17 protein-coding genes are annotated in these 18,672 nt (G+C 66.7%); 9 read left to right on the top strand and 8 right to left on the bottom strand.

Annotated elements, in window-relative coordinates; translation table 11 throughout:
• Positions 1-31: 31 nt before the first annotated feature.
• Both AZG88_RS05705 and AZG88_RS05700 read right to left on the bottom strand, forming a co-directional pair.
• Complete coding sequence (locus AZG88_RS05705; RefSeq protein ID WP_061697166.1) at positions 32-658, bottom strand: hypothetical protein; 627 nt, start codon at positions 656-658, stop codon at positions 32-34.
• Between the two features lie 274 nt (positions 659-932).
• Entirely contained in the window at positions 933-1,928 is a 996-nt protein-coding gene (locus AZG88_RS05700; RefSeq protein WP_061697165.1) for an Lrp/AsnC family transcriptional regulator, read from the bottom strand.
• 227 nt (positions 1,929-2,155) lie between these two features.
• On the opposite strand from AZG88_RS05700, the gene AZG88_RS05695 reads away from it, so the two are divergent.
• The 3 genes from AZG88_RS05695 to AZG88_RS05685 all read left to right on the top strand — a co-directional run bounded on the left by AZG88_RS05695 (position 2,156) and on the right by AZG88_RS05685 (position 6,256).
• On the top strand, positions 2,156-3,526 hold the full coding sequence (locus AZG88_RS05695) for a DUF3100 domain-containing protein (RefSeq protein ID WP_061042083.1): 1,371 nt from the start codon (positions 2,156-2,158) through the stop codon (positions 3,524-3,526).
• A 74-nt stretch (positions 3,527-3,600) separates the two neighbouring features.
• Positions 3,601-4,875, top strand: a complete 1,275-nt coding sequence (locus tag AZG88_RS05690) for an amidohydrolase (RefSeq protein ID WP_061697164.1) — start codon at positions 3,601-3,603, stop codon at positions 4,873-4,875.
• 4 nt (positions 4,876-4,879) lie between these two features.
• Complete coding sequence (locus AZG88_RS05685; protein WP_061697163.1) at positions 4,880-6,256, top strand: L-serine ammonia-lyase; 1,377 nt, start codon at positions 4,880-4,882, stop codon at positions 6,254-6,256.
• Positions 6,257-6,296: 40 nt separating this feature from the next.
• On the opposite strand, the gene AZG88_RS05680 is transcribed toward AZG88_RS05685, so the two are convergent.
• From AZG88_RS05680 to AZG88_RS05660, 5 genes are all read right to left on the bottom strand, one after another.
• Complete coding sequence (locus AZG88_RS05680) at positions 6,297-6,602, bottom strand: hypothetical protein (protein WP_143767426.1); 306 nt, start codon at positions 6,600-6,602, stop codon at positions 6,297-6,299.
• Positions 6,603-6,792: 190 nt separating this feature from the next.
• Entirely contained in the window at positions 6,793-8,388 is a 1,596-nt protein-coding gene (locus AZG88_RS05675; protein ID WP_061697161.1) for a GMC oxidoreductase, read from the bottom strand.
• A 128-nt stretch (positions 8,389-8,516) separates the two neighbouring features.
• The gene (locus AZG88_RS05670; protein WP_061697160.1) at positions 8,517-9,068 is read right to left on the bottom strand and encodes a TetR/AcrR family transcriptional regulator; all 552 of its coding nucleotides are present in this window, start codon (positions 9,066-9,068) and stop codon (positions 8,517-8,519) included.
• Positions 9,069-9,110: 42 nt separating this feature from the next.
• Positions 9,111-9,416: a hypothetical protein gene (locus AZG88_RS05665; protein WP_061697159.1), complete on the bottom strand. Its 306-nt coding sequence runs from the start codon at positions 9,414-9,416 to the stop codon at positions 9,111-9,113.
• Positions 9,417-9,418: 2 nt separating this feature from the next.
• Positions 9,419-10,924 (bottom strand): APC family permease, encoded by a 1,506-nt coding sequence (locus tag AZG88_RS05660; RefSeq protein WP_061697158.1) that lies wholly within the window; start codon positions 10,922-10,924, stop codon positions 9,419-9,421.
• 164 nt (positions 10,925-11,088) lie between these two features.
• Between AZG88_RS05660 and AZG88_RS05655 the strand changes: the two genes are divergently transcribed.
• Positions 11,089-11,718 carry a TetR/AcrR family transcriptional regulator gene (locus AZG88_RS05655; RefSeq protein WP_061042090.1) on the top strand — a complete coding sequence of 210 codons (630 nt, stop codon included), beginning with the start codon at positions 11,089-11,091 and terminating at the stop codon, positions 11,716-11,718.
• 9 nt (positions 11,719-11,727) lie between these two features.
• On the opposite strand, the gene AZG88_RS05650 is transcribed toward AZG88_RS05655, so the two are convergent.
• Positions 11,728-13,341, bottom strand: coding sequence for an amidohydrolase (locus tag AZG88_RS05650; protein ID WP_061697157.1), 1,614 nt, complete (start codon positions 13,339-13,341; stop codon positions 11,728-11,730).
• A 329-nt stretch (positions 13,342-13,670) separates the two neighbouring features.
• Here AZG88_RS05650 and AZG88_RS05645 point away from each other — a divergent pair, with 329 nt between their 5' ends.
• Genes AZG88_RS05645 through AZG88_RS05625 form a run of 5 tightly spaced genes read left to right on the top strand, consistent with a single transcriptional unit; the run spans position 13,671 to position 18,667 of the window.
• The gene (locus AZG88_RS05645) at positions 13,671-15,038 is read left to right on the top strand and encodes an MFS transporter (protein WP_061697156.1); all 1,368 of its coding nucleotides are present in this window, start codon (positions 13,671-13,673) and stop codon (positions 15,036-15,038) included.
• Between the two features lie 21 nt (positions 15,039-15,059).
• On the top strand, positions 15,060-15,704 hold the full coding sequence (locus AZG88_RS05640) for a GntR family transcriptional regulator (protein ID WP_005237829.1): 645 nt from the start codon (positions 15,060-15,062) through the stop codon (positions 15,702-15,704).
• Between the two features lie 17 nt (positions 15,705-15,721).
• Complete coding sequence (locus tag AZG88_RS05635; RefSeq protein WP_061697155.1) at positions 15,722-16,534, top strand: carbon-nitrogen family hydrolase; 813 nt, start codon at positions 15,722-15,724, stop codon at positions 16,532-16,534.
• Positions 16,531-17,208, top strand: coding sequence for a DUF2848 domain-containing protein (locus tag AZG88_RS05630; RefSeq protein ID WP_061697154.1), 678 nt, complete (start codon positions 16,531-16,533; stop codon positions 17,206-17,208). Before AZG88_RS05635 ends, AZG88_RS05630 begins: the two co-directional genes overlap by 4 nt.
• Position 17,209: 1 nt before the next feature.
• On the top strand, positions 17,210-18,667 hold the full coding sequence (locus tag AZG88_RS05625; RefSeq protein ID WP_005237832.1) for a pyrrole-2-carboxylate monooxygenase subunit: 1,458 nt from the start codon (positions 17,210-17,212) through the stop codon (positions 18,665-18,667).
• Positions 18,668-18,672: the final 5 nt, after the last annotated feature.

Here is an 18,672-nt window from a genome sequence, read left to right as displayed (position 1 = left end):
GCACGCACCCGGCGCCCGATGTCACAGAGGGTCAGTCGGATTGGACCGCTGTGACATCGGGGTTGCCCGCTGGCCGCGTGGTCGGGATCTGCGAACTGGGTGCGTCCTCCGTCGGGGCGGAACGCCACGTCGTCCCGAGCACCGCACTGACCAGTCGGTCCTGCACCACGACCAGGACCAACGTCATGAGGCAGCCGTAACCGAAGATCACGAGGAGCCACAGCAGGTTCGGCCCCGGTTCACCGGCGGCGAGCATCGGGGTCAGCAGCATGACGAGCAATGACTCGATCAGCCCCAGCAGCACCGCCGGAACCACTCCGAAGGGTGTGCCTCCCAGCAGGATCGGGTGCACCGACAGGATCAGAAAGATCACGAGGGCCACGCCGACCCCCATCATCAGTTCGAACGGCACCCCGGGCAGCACGTCCTTGACGAGCATGAACAACCCGGCCCAGCCGACACCGCACGCGAAACTCGCGAACATCCCCAACAGGGCCTTCGGCGGCGCCTGGAGGGTGAAGAACAGCATCACCGGAAAGATCAGCATCGCGCTGTACGGGGCGAAGGGGGTGAGGCCCTGGAACGGGATCATCAGAATCGAGATGAGGACGGCACCGAGCACCGCCTGGATCAGGATTCCCTTGGTCTGTGAAGACATGGTGGTCCGCCTCTGTCGATGGTTCAGGAACGAAATGGGTCAGACAACAGTGCGTCAGTTCACACGACAAGGCGTCAGTGATGTAGGCAACAACCTATTCACTCACACGACATGTTGTCAAGAAACATTTCAGATCGACCACCGAAGGGTGACGACGAAGCAACGCCCAGGCCACCGGCGCACGATCGCCCGATGTCACAGCCGGTCAATCAGAGTGAACCGCTGTGACATCGCGCGATCGATGGGGTAACGTCCGGTCGTTACCGACGGCGACTCACCCGTGCGAAGTCTGGCCTGTGGCGGTCAGTCGCCGACCGAGATGCTTGGGCGTGCGCAGCACGAGCGATCTGTCTTCGATGATCACGTCGGGGCAGTGCTGTTCGATGACCGTTTCCAGCTTGCGCACCTCGTCGAGATTCCGGAGCCACATCGCCATGATGATGCTGTACGGACCGATGGTGGGGGCGAGGAGCCGGACGTCGCTGAGAGTCGCCAGCCGGTCGAGTACCTGATCCATCGATCGCGCCGGCGACTTCAGGAAGTACCACGCGTATGCCGGTCGCCCGGAGTGCCGCCGTGCGACTTCCGTGCGAATCACGGCGCGACCCGAGGCGAGCAGGCTGTTCATCGATGCACGCGTGCTGTCGACGCTCAGCGACAGTCGTGAAGCGATCTCGGTCGCCGGCAGTCGGCCGTCAGTGGCGAGTTCGCGGAGGATCTCGGCTTCGTCCCTCGGATGAGCCCGCAGTCGACGAGGCGCCGGCGCGCTGTTGGCGAGTTGTTGCACGGCGGCAGCTTCCGTGGAGTCCAGCGCCCGAAGTCTCCAGCTGCGGGCGTCGGTGTGGATGCCGGTGAGTACGTGCGTGGTCATGTCCGAGATGCCGTCGAGCGATCCCATGCGTCCGAGGAGATAGTCGCTCAGCTGCTCGTGGTCCTCGAATGCGGTGGTGACGAGCAGGTCGCGGCCGCCTGTCGTCAGGTCGATGGTGATGGCTTCGCGGTCGCGACCGATCTCGTCCGCCACGGCGCGTGTGCGGCCGGGTGGGCATTTCAGCTCGATGAGCGCAAGCACGCGTTCCGCGGTGGCCGGGTATGCGGTGACCCAGGCGAGCCCCTCGGACTGCAGCCGGGACCACCGACGGGCGATCGTGACGGCGTCCACTCCGAGGATGGGCGCCAGGGCGGTCCACGGGGCCCGCGGCGCGATCTGGAGCGCATGGATCAGACGCTGGTCCTCCTCCGACAGGATCGTGTCTCTCGCGTCGATCATGTCCTGCGAATCCTCCCGCCGCCGGGTCCTGCCGGTCGTCTGCCCCGGACGGGCATTACTCCTGCAATATTAGGCGCGCAGATCCTGCATTCTGCGCGCGCTTTCCGTTCCGTGCCGGTATCCGGCGACTCGGACGTCGCACTGACCCTCGTGCGCCATCATTCCCGCAGCTCGTATGCACGAATCCTGCGTGCCGATATCGGCACTACACCTCGTAGGGGCAAATCATGAAGGTCATTCCTGCGCCGTCGGTCCGTCGGACACCATCGGGTCCGCTTCGACGGGAAGTCTGGCTACCGGCCGTCCTCGCACTCGTGATCGTGTCGGCGTTCCAGGCCGTCGGCGTCTGGAAGATCAACCTCGGCCCGGCCGCGATCGCCGTGTACCCGATGGTGTGGGCGCTCCTTGCCGGCGGGTTCGTCTCGGCGCAGCGGCGGTGGCCCCTCACTCCGCGGATGTGGGCCGTCGCCGAGTCACTCATGGCGGTGGGTGTCTCGCTCCTGGTCGCCCGGTTGAGCCTCACGCTCGGTCCCAACATCGACGTGCTGTTCGACGCCGGCCCTGCTCTGCTGTTGCAGGAAGTAGGCCACCTCGTCGGGACCGTCGCCATCGCCCTTCCCCTCGCGGTGGCGCTGCGGATGGGGCGCGCAACGGTCGGAGCCACGTTTTCCATCGATCGGGAAGCATCCTTCGCCATCGTGGGCGACCGGTTCGGGGTGAAATCGGACGAATATCGCGGTGTGCTGTCGATGTACGTCTTCGGGACGATGTTCGGTGCCGTCATCGTTGCGTTGATCGCCTCGCTGACCTCGTCGTTGGGCATCTTCGACCCGCTAGCGCTGGCGATGGGTGCCGGCGTCGGTTCGGGATCGATGATGGCGGCCGGTGCCGCGGCCATCTCCGCGGCTCACCCGGAGGTGGGCGAACAGGTCCTGGCACTCGCGGCCACGTCGAACCTCATCACCATGATCCTCGGCGTCTACGTCGGTGTCTGGATCGCCCTTCCGCTGGCAGATCGCCTGTACCGGTTGCTCACCCGTTCCGCGTCCCGTCCCGCCGTCGTCTCGGGCGAGCGCACCGAATCCTCATCGTCCGCACCGATCGACGCGGCCGACCCCGCCGACACGCACGCCGCACCCTTCGGCGACGACGACGTGAAGGTCACCGTTCCGCTCTACCTGAGCGTCCCGATCGTCGCCGCGATCTGCATCGCCGCCGCAACGATCGCCGCCGGCGAGCCGACCACCAGCATTCCGATCGGATTCACCCTCATCGTCGGACTCATGCTGGTCGCGACCGCACTGTCCCATCTGACCCGCGGCAAGATCACCGCGGTCATCTGGGCCAGCGTGCTCGGCGTCTCCGTATCGGGTCCCTGGTTTCCCGGATCGGCGTGGATCGTCCACAACACCGAATCGATCGATTTCATGTCGATGTGCGCGGTGGTGCTGGGATTCGCCGGATTGGCCGTGGGGAAGAATCTCCCGGCGCTCCGGATGATCGGGTGGAAGATCGTTCCCGTCGGATTCGCCGCGATCTTCGCCTCCTTCCTGCTGTCGACCCTCATCGCCGAGTTCGCGCTCGGATTCTGGAGGTGACTCGCACGCCGAACCCCGTTCGCGAACGCGATGACACAGCAGAACACCCACGACGACTGGAAGGTCGATCACCGATGACGCGAGTCGACGACATCACCACCGCATCCGAAACGAACCGGCTCCTGAAGAAATCGGCCGCGCACACCATCACCGAGCAGCGTGAACGAATCATCGCGCTCAGCCGCGACATCCACGCACAGCCGGAGCTCGCCTTCGCCGAACACTTCGCGTGCGAACGCATCTCCACGGAACTCGAATCCGCAGGATTCGACGTCACGAGGGGCGCGTACGACATCGAGACCTCGTTCGAGGCGGTGTACGGCAGCGGCGATTTCCGCGTCGTATTGTGCGCGGAGTACGACGCGCTGCCGGGGATCGGACATGCCTGCGGCCACAACGTCATCGCCGCCATCTCCGTCGGCGCGGCCCTCGCCCTGAAACCGATCGCAGACGATCTCGGCGTGCAACTCGTGGTCCTGGGTACCCCCGCCGAGGAGCACGGTGGCGGCAAGATCGCGTTGATGCGTGCGGGAGCGTTCGAATCGGCCGTGATGTCGGCCATGGTCCATCCGTCGAACAGCGACACCCAGGTGCGCACGTCGCAGATCGTCATGCAATGCGTCGACCGCTTCGTCGTGGAGTTCACCGGACGGGCCGCCCATGCCGCGGCAGCCCCGCACGAGGCCGTCAACGCCGGTGCCGCCGCGACCCTCGCACAGGTCGCCATCGGTCTACTGCGCCAGCAGTTGCGTGACGGGATCCGCGTCGCATCGATCACCTCCGACGCCGGCACGGTGACGAACATCGTCCCCGGGTACTCGCGCCTCGACATCGAAGTCCGGTCGCAGAACCTGGAGGAGATGATCGACGCCAAACAGCGGGTGCTGGCCTGCCTCGAAGGCGCTGCCATCGCAACGGGCTGCTCCTGGGAGCACGGGCGCACCGAACCCAGGTACCTCAGCATCCGCCAGGATCCGCTCCTCGCTCAGTCGTGGGACGCGAACATCGAACTGTCCGGACTTCCCGTGGTGGACAGGCACGATGGGTCGGGCGGTTCGACGGACATGGGCAACGTCTCACGGGTCGTTCCCAGCATTCACCCGATGATCACACTCGACGGTGCAGCGGGTCCGCCGCACACCGTGGAGTTCGAACGAGCGGCCGGTTCCGACGCGGGCGACGACTGCGCCATCACGGGGGCGACCGCACTCGCGTGGACGATCGTCGACGTGGCGTCGGATCCGGGCACGCGCGAACACCTGCTGCGCCGCGCCGCCGAGCGTCCCGCGGGCGCCACGATGGTCGACCACGACGACGACGCTCGGGCCGCCGCCCATCTCGCGGAGTAGAGGTGTGGTGACCAGCGTCTTCGACCTGTTCTCGGTCGGAATCGGCCCGTCGAGCTCGCACACCGTCGGTCCGATGAAGGCGGGCTCGATGTTCGTCGACGAGGTGAAGAACTCCGGCCTCGGCACGGTCTCCCGACTCGAAGTCGACTTGTACGGCTCGCTCGCCGCGACCGGCCGTGGGCACGGAACCCTCGGGGCGGTACTCCTCGGCCTCGAGGGCAATGCGCCCGACACCATCGACCCCGACTACGCACGGTCGCGGGTCGCCGAGATCGAGGCCGGCTCTCCACTGCGATTGAGTCCGGACTGCGAATTACGTTTCACCACTTCGGATATCGCGCTGCACCTGCACGACGCCGGCAATCGGCATCCGAATACCCTGCGGTTCACGGCCCACTCGGACACCCCGCACAGCGACCCGGCACCACCCGCCCACACGGCGACCTACTACTCGGTGGGTGGAGGGTTCGTCGAACGCGACGGCGCGCCCCGCTCCCAAACACCCTCGGTCCCCTGGCCGTTCGGCACGGCAGAGGAACTACTCGACATCTGCGTTCGCGAGGGCCTCGCGATCAGTGACGTGATGTGGCAGAACGAGTGCGCGACCCGCTCCCCGGACCACGTGCAGAGATATCTGCTCGAAGTCTGGAACGTGATGAGCGAGTCCATCCGTCACGGCTTCCACACCCGCGGCCGCCTGCCCGGTGGGCTGGGAGTCGAACGCCGCGCACCCGGCCTGTACGAACGGATACGGCTGATCGGCACCGACCACTCGGTGTCGATGGACTGGCTCAGCGCCGCCGCGATGGCCGTCAACGAGGAGAATGCCGGCGGCGGACGCGTCGTGACCGCACCCACCAACGGCGCCGCCGGCGTGATACCGGCAGTGCTCAACTGGGCACTGCGGTTCGTCCCCACGGTCGGCACCGGCGATGAACGCGACAACGCAATCGTCCGTTTCCTGCTCACATCCGGCGCCATCGCGTCACTCATCAAGGGCCGGGCGTCGATCTCGGGGGCCGAGATGGGCTGCCAAGGCGAGGTCGGGTCCGCCTGTTCCATGGCTGCCGCCGCCCTCACCGAATTACTCGGCGGCACACCGGCACAGGTCGAGAACGCCGCCGAGATCGCGGTCGAACACAACCTCGGTCTCACCTGCGACCCGGTCGGTGGACTCGTTCAGATTCCCTGCATCGAACGGAACGCGGTCGCCGCCGTGAAGGCGGTCAACGCCGCAAAGATCGCGATGCACGGCGACGGGACGCACCGAGTGTCCCTCGACCAAGCCATCGAAACCATGCGCCAGACCGGCATGGACATGCTGTCGAAGTACAAGGAGACGTCGATGGGCGGATTGGCTGTCAACGTCACGGAATGCTAGGTGCGACGTAGTCGCATGATTTCTCGCCGTGACCTCGCGCCTACGGTTCCACGTAGAACGTGCCCACGCTCGGAGTCCCGAACACGTCGTGCAGGTCCGGCAGGTGCGCGGTCACGGTGACGACTACCTGGCCGGGGCCGGTCGTGACCGCGTCTCGGTCGGGGTTCTGGTCGGTGATGAACCCGGACGCTCCAGTCGAGAGATTGATCCACTGGAACTCGTATCCGTAACCATCCGGGGTCGGATAGATCTGGCCGTGTCCGTGGTGGACGACGGGGTTGTAGAACGCGCCCCCGCGGGTCAACGGCCAGCCGACAATCGTTCCAGGGACTTGGAGGGTCGTCATGCCGTCGAAGTGTGGTGGTTCGGCAGACGCCGGGACGGAGCACCCGATCCACGCACTCACCGCGAGCACACCGATAATCGTTCTTCGCACTGTTCGCCTCACGTGAACTCCTCCCCTTGTGCTGATTCCCCGGATACGTCCGATTCCGGCGACGATTCGTTACGGAACGGGTTCCGGTCGTATCGAGGAGTCAGATCACCGTTCCGACGTCGCGGGCGACCAGGTGGTCCAGGGCGCGTTCGGCGACAGCGGCGATGGTCATCGACGGGTTGCAGGCCGCGGTGTTGCCGGGCATCAGTGCGCCGTCGAGCACATACAGTCCGCGCTGGCCGAGCACCCGGCCTTCGAGGTCGCACACCGAGCCCATCGACGCCCCACCGAGCGGATGCCAGGTGGAGGGGAACAGCGCGTTGGTGTCCGTGAGTAGGCTTCCCGGCCCGGCGATCTTCCGCACCATCGGATCGATGCGGCCGTTCTGGATGACGGCGTCGCCGTCCTTCGGCCAGCGCAGTACCGCGTCGTCGGTGGCCGAGTCGTACACGAAACTCCCACGGCCGTCGCTGACTCCGTATCCGACGAGCATGGTGCTGCGGGCGTCGAAGGACAGTGGTGGCATCGACGCCTGGATGACCGTGACGGCGGTGGCGGGGTCGTCCCAGTTCAAACTGCCGTAGACGACCGGGCCACCCTGCGGAGCACTGAACTCTTCTTCGAGGCTCGTCCAGACATAGATTCGGTCGGCGTTGGTTCCCCAACCGGTTCCGAGTCCGTCCGGCAGATCCGGGATCCGGCCCGTCGCCGCCGCGCGCACCAGCAACTTGGTGGTGCCGAGGCTGCCGGCGGCCATCACCAGGGCATTCGTGGTGAGGATCTTGTTCTCGAGCACGTTGCCGGACGTATCGATCCGGTCGACGTACACGGTCCAGCGACCGTCCGGGGCGCGTTCGACATCGGTGACCTGGTGCAGGGTTTCCACCGTCACCCGGCCGGTCGCTTCCGCGGCAGCGATGTAGGTGACGTCGACCGAGTGCTTGCCGCCGTTGTTGACCCCGAGGGCGCCGTCGCCGTTGGTGTACGAGGGTTTCATGCGGCCGCGGAGTTCGTCGAGCGCGAAGTTCCAGTCGATCGGCATCGGGATCTTCGACACGGGCAGTCCCGCTCGCTGCACGTTCTGCGCAAACACCTTCGCGGCCTGGTAATTCGGGCTGTCGATCAACTCGTCGGGGGCGACGGCGAGCCGCAACATCTGCGCGACCCGCGGGTAGTGAACTCGGTCCATGGTGGCCCAGTCGAGTGCTTCGGGCAGGTGCGTGTCGAAGACGGCCTCGGCCGGTTGCAACGTCATCCCTTGGTAGACGAGGGAACCACCGCCGACGCCTGCCGCGCACAGTGCGGTCATGTTGTCGCCGGGCACCGCCTCGAGCAGACCGGTGTACGGCTCCAGCGCCACCGGCTCACCGAACAGTTGCGGACTGGACCGGTACCAGAGGATGCGCTTGTCCGGGGCGGTCGCGCGGGGGAAGGTCTCCGCGTCCGGCCCCGTGGGCCAGCGCATTCCACGCTCGAGCACCAGAACGGGCACCCCGGCCTCCGCGAGCCGAAGGGCCGCGACGCCGCCGCCGAACCCCGACCCGACGACGATGACCCGGTGATCTTCGCGGGTGAGAGGCACGGTCGTCCGGCGGCCCGCGAGTCCGGTCCCGGCCTGCGCGATGCGCGGACTCGCCAACGCAACTCCCGCGGCAGCGGCCCCGGCCAGAAAGGAGCGGCGATTGAATGCAGACACAGCTTTCCCCCAGATCACAGACGGACTCACTCGGCGAGATGTCGAAAGATCAGCGTGGAGCATTTCTTTTAGCGAGCTCAAACTAGACACTCTGAGTCAGATGTGTCAAGAAGTTACTGTGACTGCCGTTACGAGCTGGATGGCATCGCGGGCAAGAGCCAGCGGGTGAGGAACCGGCGCAGGTCGTCGTCGGTGTGAACGGCGTCGTCGTCGAAGAGGACGACCGACAGCGCCAGCCGAAGTGCGATCTCCACGATGTCGTCCAGGCTCGACTCCACGCCGGGGTCGCGCTCGACGAGTGTCGCGAGCAGTTCGCGCGCTACGGGTTTCGCGCGGGACATCATGCCCGTGTCGAAGACAGGGTTGCCCCGTTCCGCCTGGAGCAGGGTAGCCAGCACCGGATGCGCGCGCACGGCGGCCCGGCCCGCGACGATGAGTTCGACGACGTACTCGCACGTGGTGTCGGTGGCGTTCGATCGGGAGTGGATCCCGCCCAGCACCTCGACGGCGAGACCGGCGATCGCCTGCGACACCAGCTCTTCCCGCGACCCGAAGATGGAGTACACGGTCTGTCGCGTGACGCCCGCACCCTGCGCCGCCGCCGCGATGGTGACCCCCTCGAAGCCGTCACTCGCGATCAAGTCGAGCGTGGCGTCCAAGATCTTCCTCCGCGACCGCATGCGACCATTATCGACGACGATCCCGACGGGCCCGCACCGTCGCTATTCGTGCTGCGGATAGGCGCTTTTCAGTTCGGTCTCGTCGGCTCGCCCGCAGCCGAATTCGCCGATGACCTGCCAGAGCCGTTCGGTGAATCGACGCGGGCACATTCCGAAGTTGACGAGGGTCTCCTCCTCCGGGGGACCGCCGAATGGCGCCCAGGCCCGGGCGAAGTCGAGGAGGTCGTCGACCTCTTTGCCCGGTCTCGGCTGTCGGGCGCGATGGCGTTCGGCTTCTCGGCGTCGATCGCGCCACCGACGGTATCGCCGGACGTCCACCTCCATCGGATCCGATTTCTGCGCAGGCACGGCTAGGTGGCCTTGCCGGGCTGGATCGGGCTGTTGCTCATTTGTTCGGGCGGGGCCGACAGTTCGGCGTCCACGTCGGTGGTGCCCAGCTGCGCGAAGAGGTCGGGATCGCGCCGCGCGAGTCGCGCACCGGGCACCAGCCCGATCGCCAGGCTTACCGGTGTGACGGCGACGAGGACGGTGTTCACGGCGGGTCCTGCGGCCGTGAGCAAGCCCATCTTGGCCACGATCAACCACGTCGCGCAGCTCAACATGGCGAGGGCGGCGGCGGGCGCTACGCGCACCCTCCAGACCGAATGCCCGCGGCGGTCGTGCCAGAAGAAAGCGAGAACGGCTGCGGCTGCCATGGCCTGGAGTACGACGATGCCGACGACACCGGGCGAATTCACCCAGAGCAGGAGCTGAAGGTAGGGGTCGGCGCCGGCTACCGCGAATCCGACGATCACGACCATCGCAAGCAGACTCTGCACGGCGCTCGCCACGTACGGCGACTTGTAGACCGGGTGCAGTCTGCCGAGGAAACGGGGCAGTACGTGCTCGCGCGACAACGCGTAGGCGTAGCGGGTGATCGCGTTGTGGAACGCGAGCAGGCTGGCGAGGATGCTCGTGATGATCAACAGTTCCATGAGTGTGCTCGCCCAGCCACCCACGTAGTTCTCGATGGCGTCGAAGTACATGGCGGCGGGATCCGAGGCCGCGAGCGCGAGCGCCTGATCCGGGCCGTAGGCCTGGATGATGATCCACACCATGAAGGCGTAGAAGAGGCCGAGGAATGCGACCGCCAGGTAGGTCGCCCGGGGGATCGTCCGTGCGGGATCTTTCGCTTCCTCCCGATACAGGGCGGTCGCTTCGAACCCGATGAACGCGGCGAACGCCAGGGTCAGCACCCCACCCAGGCCGGGGCTGAAGACGTGGGCGGGTGCGAACGAATCGACACCGAGACCCTCGGCGCCGCCCCGGAGAATCACGGCGGCCGCGAGCAGGACGAGGATCCCCGTCTCGGCGGTGAGCAGCAGGATCAGGAACCGTGCGCCGACATGGACCGATCGCGACCCCAGGAACCAGACGAGTCCGACGCCGATCAGCGACCACAGTCCCCACGGAAGGTCCAGCCCGACCAGATCCGCCATGGTGGACTGGGTGAAATACCCCAGGGCGCCGAAGATCCCGATCTCGAGGGCGTTGTAGGAGACGAGGGCGAGTACCGCGGCCGCGAGGCCCCATCGGGGGCCGAGTCCGATCGAGATGTACGAGTAGAAGGCCCCCGCGTTGTGGATGTACTTGCTCATCGCAGTGAAGCCGATCGCAAACACGCCCAGCGCGAGTCCGGCCAGGATGTACCCGCCGGGAGCCCCGATGCCCGCGACGTTCAGGGCCAGGGGAGCCACCCCCGCCATCACCAGCAACGGCGCGGCAGCCGCCACGACGAAGAACACGATGCCGGAGGTACCGAGGGCGCCACCCTCCAGCTGCGTGCCGGAGGCGGGTCCGGGTGCGGATTTCTTCATGAGGAACTTCTCCAGTCAGGGCACGGGCGCAGCGGCGGGGAAACCCGGGAGCGCGGATACGCGACGAGGAACTAATCGAATGTGTTTCGATTAGACTAGAACGTTGTGACCGGCGCCACAAGGGCATAATCGAATGAATTTCGATTGGAGAGGTGGGTGCACCGATGGGCAGACCTCGCGTCGCACGCCTGGACCGCGAACGCATCGCGGAGGCGGCGCTCGAACTGGTCGATCGTGACGGCGACTTCAGAATGCCGGATCTCGCCCGGCACCTGAACGTGCAGGTGTCGTCGATCTATCACCATGCCAAAGGCCGCGCGGCCGTCGTCGAACTGGTTCGCCACCGCGTCGTCCGGGAAATCGACGGATCGGCCTTCGAGCGCCTGCCCTGGGACGAAGCCTTCTCCGAGTGGGCCCGGTCGTATCGGGCAGCGTTCAGCAGGCACCCCACCGCCATCCGCCTCCTGGCCACCGAGACGGTGCGCGATCCCGGCTCGCTGTCGGTGTACCACTCGGCGGCGGCCGGACTGCGCGACGCCGGGTTCCCGGACGACCACATCATGGCCGTCATCACCGCCGCCGAGAATTTTCTCCTGGGGGCCGCCCTGGACGCGGCCGCGCCGGAGGTCATGATCGAAGCGGATCCGACGACGACCGACGATGCCCTGACCCGGGCGCTCGCCGCCGCACCCCGCGGCCCGGAGAGGGCCGAGCAGGCGTTCGAGCTCGGCCTGGCGGCTCTGCTGGCGGGCTTCCACAACCTTCTCCAGGAATGCGGCGCGGTGCAGCGGTAGCGCCGGGACTCAGTGAACCTGCACGCCGCCCAGCCAGGTTCGGGTCACGGCAAGCTCGCTGAGCGCCTGCGTGGACGACAGGTCGTAGGGGTCGACCGGCAGCTGGATCATGTCGGCCCGCATTCCCGGCCGGAGACAGCCCCACAGGTCCTCCTCGAAACCCTGATAGGCGACTCCCGCCGAATATGCGGCGAGGGCCCGTTCGAGGCCGACGCGTTCCCGCGGCAGCCATCCTTCCGTCGGTATTCCGGACGGCGTCTGGCGGTGGATCGCGGTGGCAATTCCCTTGATCGGCTCGTAGGCGGTGATGGGCCAGTCACTGCCGAAGGCCACGCGAGCACCTCGCTCGGTGAGGGTTCCGATGCGGTATTGCTGCGCGCCCCGCTCGTCCCCGATCCGCGGAATCGTCAATTCCGTCATCAGGGCGTCGAGTTGGGCCCACAGCGGCTGGAAGTTGGCGACCGCCCCGAGGGACGTGAATCGGTCGAGGTCGTCACCGTCGACCAACTGGAGATGCGCGATCGTGGCACGCCGATCACGCGGACCGTTGCTGCGGTCGACGTGCTCGATCGCGTCGAGCGCCATGCGGACACCGGCGTCGCCGATGGCATGGATGTGGATCTGGAAACCCAGCCGGTCGACTTCGGCCGCAGCCCGAGACAGTTCGGCCGTCGTCCAGTTGCTGATGCCGTGGGAGTGCGGACAGTCCGTGTAGGGCGCCAGAAGCGCTGCCGTGCCGGCCTCGATCACCCCGTCGGCGAAGAACTTGACCGTTCCCGCCCTGACCGCGTCGCCGCCCCGTTCCTCGACCTTCCGCCGCGTCAGGGCGAACGCCTCCCGGTCGGCCTCCCAGCTCTCCGGGGTGGCACGAAACGCGAGGTTGGCACGGGTCGACAGTCGCCCGCGGTCCGCGGCGGTCAGCCAGACCTCGACGTCGTCGAGTTCGGTCCACGCGTCCTGCACCCACGTGATGCCCGCGGCGGCAAGCATCTTCGACACCGTCGCCAGCGCATCGACCCGGTCGTCGAGGGTCACCTCCGGCACCAGTGCGAGAACCGGATTGATCGCACCCCATTCACGCAGAGTGCCGAGCAGCTCACCGTCGGCGGTTCGCACGATCTCTCCGCCTGCCGGGTCCGGGGTGTCCCGAGTCAGTCCGGCACACCGCAGCGCCGCACTGTTGACCCACGCGGTGTGATGGTCCATCGTGCGCAGGACCACCGACCGGTCCGGCACCACACTGTCGAGCCACCGGGCCTCGAAGCGCCCGCCCTCGGCGAGCGTCGGTGAAACCCCGTCCCCGAATACGCAACCGGCTCCGGGATTCTCGTCCGCCCACCGGCGCACCTCGCGCAGGACCTCGTCGATGCTTCCGCAGTCGCGGATCGAGGCACCGCGCAATCCGAGCCCGCCCATCAGCGGGTGGACGTGCCCGTCGCCGAACGACGGCAACAACGCGCCCCCACGCAGGTCGATCAGTTCGGTGCGGCTCGACTGCATGGCATGAGCCCGCTCCCCCAGCGCGACCACGCGGCCGCCGGCCACGGCGAGCGCGTCGGTGACCGGCCGGTCGGGATCACCGGTGCGCACCGCGCCTCCAGCGACGAGCAGTTCGGCGTCCACGGCACCTCCTTCAATTAATCGAATATGATTCGATTAAGCTAGGCCGTGCTCGGGCCGGCGTCAAGAGTTGCCCGGTCGCGGGGCGGAAACGGAGAGTTCAGCCGCCCTCTTGCGAATCGTAGACCGGTCGTATACAACTGGTGTACGGCCTTTTCGTGATCGGCTTCACAGTCGGATGAGGCAAGAAAAAAAAGCGGGCTCGGCAGCTGTTGGAGCAGCCACCGAGCCCAGGCAGCACCATCTGCGCGACCGTTCGAGTCGCCTACTTGGAGGTAGGCGCAAGGACGTGCAGCTCGTCACGTAGCGACGATTCGACCTAGGAGTCGACTATGGCAACCGCCAACAACAAATCTATCAATCGCAGACCCCACACCAGCCTGCCCGTCATTGCAGGTTCGAGCCTCGCCGGTACCGCAGTCGAGTGGTACGACTTCTTCCTGTACGGAACAGCGGCGGCGCTGGTGTTCAACAAGCTGTTCTTCCCCACCGAGGATCCCCTGGTGGGAACCATGCTCGCATTCGCCACCTACGCGGTCGGCTTCGTGGCGCGTCCCCTCGGTGCCGCAGTACTCGGGCACTACGGGGACGTCAAGGGCCGGCGGGCCACCCTGATCGCCAGCCTGATGCTCATGGGAGTGTCGACCTTCCTCATCGCCTTCCTGCCCACCTACGCGTCCATCGGCGTCGCCGCACCGTTGATCCTGGTGCTTCTGCGGCTGGTGCAGGGCTTCGCCCTCGGTGGCGAATGGGGTGGCGCAGTCCTGCTGGTCTCCGAACACGGCGATTCGAAGAGACGGGCGTTCTGGTCCGCCTGGCCGAATCTCGGTCCGCCGCTGGGCAACCTGCTGGCGGCCGGGGTGCTCGCCGTCCTCGGTTCGACGCTGTCGGAGGACGCGTTCCTGTCCTGGGGTTGGCGGATCGCCTTCGGGTTGTCGGCCCTGCTGGTGATCATCGGTCTGGTGCTGCGGCTGTACGTCGCGGAGACCCCGCTGTTCGAGCAGTCCCGGGAAACCGCGACCGCCGAGAAGAAGGGCATGCCGCTCGCCGCGGCCGTCCGGGGACACTGGCGCCAGATCCTCCTCGCGGCCTTCACCCGCTTCGGCGAGAACGCCGGCTTCTACATCTTCTCGCTGTTCGTCATCACCTACATCACCCAGATCCTCGAACTCGAGCGCAGCACCGGATTGAACGCCGTCATGATCGGCATGGTCGTCGCCCTGGTGACGATCCCGATGTTCGCCGTGCTCGCCGACCGGATCGGCCGGCGACCGATCTACATCGGCGCGTCCGCCGCCACCATCGTGTGGGCGTTCGTGTTCTTCGCGCTGCTGGACACGAAGAATCCGGCGGCGATCACCCTCGCGGTGTCGGTGGGACTGCTGATCTTCGCGGCCTACAGCGCCGTGATCGGCGCGTTCTTCTCCGAACTGTTTCCCACCGAGGTCCGGTACTCCGGGGTGTCGCTGGCCTACAACCTCGCGTCCGTCCTGGCCGGCTCGCTGGCCCCGATCATCGCGATCGCGCTCTACACCCGGTTCGGCACCGGATACGCCATCGGTGCCTATCTCGCAGCCATGGGAGTCATCTCCCTGATCGCCTCACTCCTCGCGCGGGAAACGCAGTCCGTGGATCTCGCGGCCGTGGGCGACGAGGCCATCTCCCGGACACCGGAAACGCCGGCGTCCGTCCACTACTGACTCTCCTCGAAGGGGCAAGCCATGACGACATCGAAGACCACCGGAGCAACGGCGCCGGAGCTGGCCTACGAGTGGCTGAAGAACACCATCGTCACCCTGCCCCGCGACGAGGAGATGTTTCTGTCCGAAGCGCAGGTCGCCGCCTCCTCCGGAATTTCCCGAACCCCCGTGCGCGAGGCGCTGTTACGCCTCGAGGCCGAAGGCTTCATCCGGCGAGTGCCCCACAAGGGCGCCTTCATCCCGGCCTTGTCCGACAGCGACGTCGAAGCCATCATGCAGGCCCGCCGGGTGGTCGAGGAATGGTCGGTCACCGAAGTGGCACCCCAGCCGGGCCTGGTACCGGACCGGCTCCGCATTCTCCTGGACCTCCAGGAGAACGACACCGACCCGGTCGACTTCATCGCGCACGACCTCGAATTCCACACGGCCATCATCCGCGCGGCCGGCAACCCTCTGATGAACAACTTCTACAGCTCACTGCGGGACCGTCAGATGCGGATGGGAATCCGCATCGTGATGGCCGACGAAACCCGTAAGAAGCAGGTCCTCGTCGAGCACCGCGCCATCGCCGACGCGATCGCGGCAGGCGATCCCCACGCCGCGGTACAGGCGGTGCGGGAACACCTCGACACCACCCTGCAGTCAATGAAACGGCCGAACATCTAACGGCACGAAGGAAACCCATGAAGATAGCCCTGGCTCAACTGGCCAGCCCCGATTCCGAGACCCCCGCGCATCGACTCGAGCGCGTACGCAACCTCCTGACCGGACTCGACGAACGAGTCGACCTGATCGTTCTGCCCGAGCTGTGGCGCGTCGGATACAACCACTTCGACGACTACTCCACAGCCGCGGAAACCCTCGACGGCGGTACCGTCCAGGTTCTGGCGGCCGTCGCCGTCGAACGGCAGTGCTACATCCACGCCGGCAGCATCGTCGAACAGGGCGAAGAGGGCAGGCTGCGCAACACCGCAGTCCTGATCGGCCCGGACGGACAGATCCACCACCACTACAGCAAAGTTCACGTGTTCGGATACGACTCCCTCGAAGCGCAGCTCCTGCAGCCGGGGACGCAGATCCACACCACCGACACGCCGTTCGGCCCGATCGCCGCCACCACCTGCTACGACCTGCGGTTCCCCGGATTGTGGACCGAATTGGTCGCCGCCGGAGCGCAACTCGTCATCGTGCCCGCCGCGTGGCCGAAAGCCCGCAAGGAGCACTGGCGGCTGCTGACCTCGGCCCGCGCCGTCGACAACCAGGTCTTCGTGATCGCCTGCAACGCCACCGGCACACACAATTCGGTCGAACTCGGCGGGCACAGCCGGATCGTCGACCCGTGGGGGACGGTGATCGCCGAGGCGGATTCGTCCGAGGGCATCACCATCGCCGAGATCGACCCCACCGTGGTCGACCGCACCCGCGCCGAGTTCCCGGTCCTGAAGGACCGGCTCGGCGACTACAGCTTCCTCAACCGCAGAAAGGTCCTTTCATGACCGGCGCCACCACGGAGGTGCTCACCTTCGAAACCCTCGATTCCTCCGAGATCCTGCGATTCGGCGGCGGCCGAACCCTGGTCGCCGGGTACACCGGCCGGGACGAAGCAGCGGTGCAACATCACATCGACGAACTCGCCGCCATCGGAGTCGCACCGCCGGCACAGGTGCCGATGTTCTACCCCGTCGAGATCGCGACGATCACGACCGCGACGCAGGCCCCTGTCACCGGCGCGCACACCTCGGGCGAGGTCGAGCCCGTGATCCTGAGGCACGGCGGGCGGTACTACCTCGGTGTCGGCTCCGACCACACCGACCGCCAACTCGAGACCGTCGACATCGGCGATTCGAAGCGGGCGTGCCCGAAGCCGGTAGGCCCGGCCGTCGTCGAGATCGAGGACTGGGCGTCGTTCGACTGGGACGCGTGCCGGGCCCGATCGTGGGTCGACGGGGTCCTGTATCAGGACGGCACCCTGGCCAATCTCCGTACACCGCACAACCTTCTGCAGATCTTCGCCGACCGGCTCGGCGACACCGGCGAGGACCTGCTCTGCTTCGCAGGCACCCTGCCGCTGCTCGACGGCAACTTCACCCCCGGCCACCGGTGGGACCTCGAACTCACCCTGCCCGACGGCCGAGCCCTGACCCACTCCTACACCACCGAAGGACACTGACATGCGCACCGGAGCCGACTACCTGGCCTCCCTGAACGACGGGCGAGTAGTGCTCGTCGACGGGGAGAAGATCGACGACGTCACCACCCATCCGGCTTTCGCTCCCGTGACCCGGACGATTGCCGAGATGTTCGATCTGGCCGCGGACGAGGCCAACGGCATGCAGTACGTCGCACCCGAAACCGGGAACGCGGCCAACCGGGTGTTCTCGATTCCACGGTCGCGGGAGGAGCTCGCGCAGCGGCGGGAGGCGATCGAGCGGTGGGCGAAGCACACGCACGGATGGATCGGTCGTAGCCCCGATCATGTGGGAACGTTCCTTGCCGCGTTCGCCGCGCATCCCGAGGTGTTCGCGGCCGAGGGTGGGCACGACTTCGGGGCGAACGTGTCCGAGTTGTACCGGCGCCTGCTCGACGAGAACCTCTACGTCTCGTACGCGATCATCCCGCCACAGGTCTCACGCGCGACGACGGCGTCGGGCTGGGAGGGCGAGTACCTGCAGGCCGGCGTCGTCGAGGAGACCCCCGAGGGTCTGGTCATCCGTGGTTCGCAGATGCTCGCCACCGGCGGAGCGATCGCCGACGAAATCTTCGTCTCGTGCATCAAGCCGCTCGGCCCGGACGACAAGGACTTCGCCGTCGGGTTCGTGGTCCCGACCAACGCCCCCGGTCTCAAGCAGTACGTCCGCCGCCCGTACATCCCGGCCGCGACGAGCTCGTTCGACTACCCACTGACCTGCCGCTACGACGAGCCCGATTCGCTCCTCGTCTTCGACGACGTCCTCGTGCCGTGGGACCGAGTGTTCGTCGACCGCGACACCACCGGTGTCCGCCGTCAGTTCTTCGAGACGGGCGCCCACGTTCTCGGCAACTGGCAGGCGCAGATTCGCTTCGCGACGAAGCTCGAATTCATTGCCGGCGTTGCGCGTCGGGTCACCCAGGTCAACGGGGTGGACAAGATCCCCAGCGTTCAGGAGAAGCTCGGCGAGCTCGCCGCACTCGTCAGCGGAGTCCGTTCCGCGGTGCTGGCCGCCGAGTACACCGCCGAGCCGGATTCGGCCGGAATGTGGTTGCCGGGCAGGCAGGCCCTGTATGGGTCGATGGGTCTGCAGTCGGAGATCTACCCGCGGGTGATCGCGATCCTGCGCGACCTCGTCGGCGGCGGTGTGCTGCAACTCCCGTCGAGCGTCAAGGACCTCACCAGCCCGTTGACGTCCCGGGACATCGAACACTACGTCCAGTCCCCCGGTGTGCCGTCCGAGGAGCGCGTCAAGCTCTTCAAGCTGGCCTGGGACATCATCGGCTCCGAATTCGCCGGACGACACCAGCAGTACGAGATGTTCTACGCGGGTGCCCCTTTCGTGGTGAAGGGCGCGTACACGTATCGCAACTACGACTACGACAGCGCCGTCGCGGCAGTGCAGCAGTTCACCGACGGCTACAAAGCGGAAAGCGAGTAAACCAT

Origin of the sequence: Rhodococcus sp. LB1, from assembly GCF_001583455.1 — a bacterium.
In the GTDB taxonomy this organism is placed as follows: domain Bacteria; phylum Actinomycetota; class Actinomycetes; order Mycobacteriales; family Mycobacteriaceae; genus Rhodococcus_F; species Rhodococcus_F opacus.
This window is presented reverse-complemented; position numbering and strand designations above follow the sequence as displayed.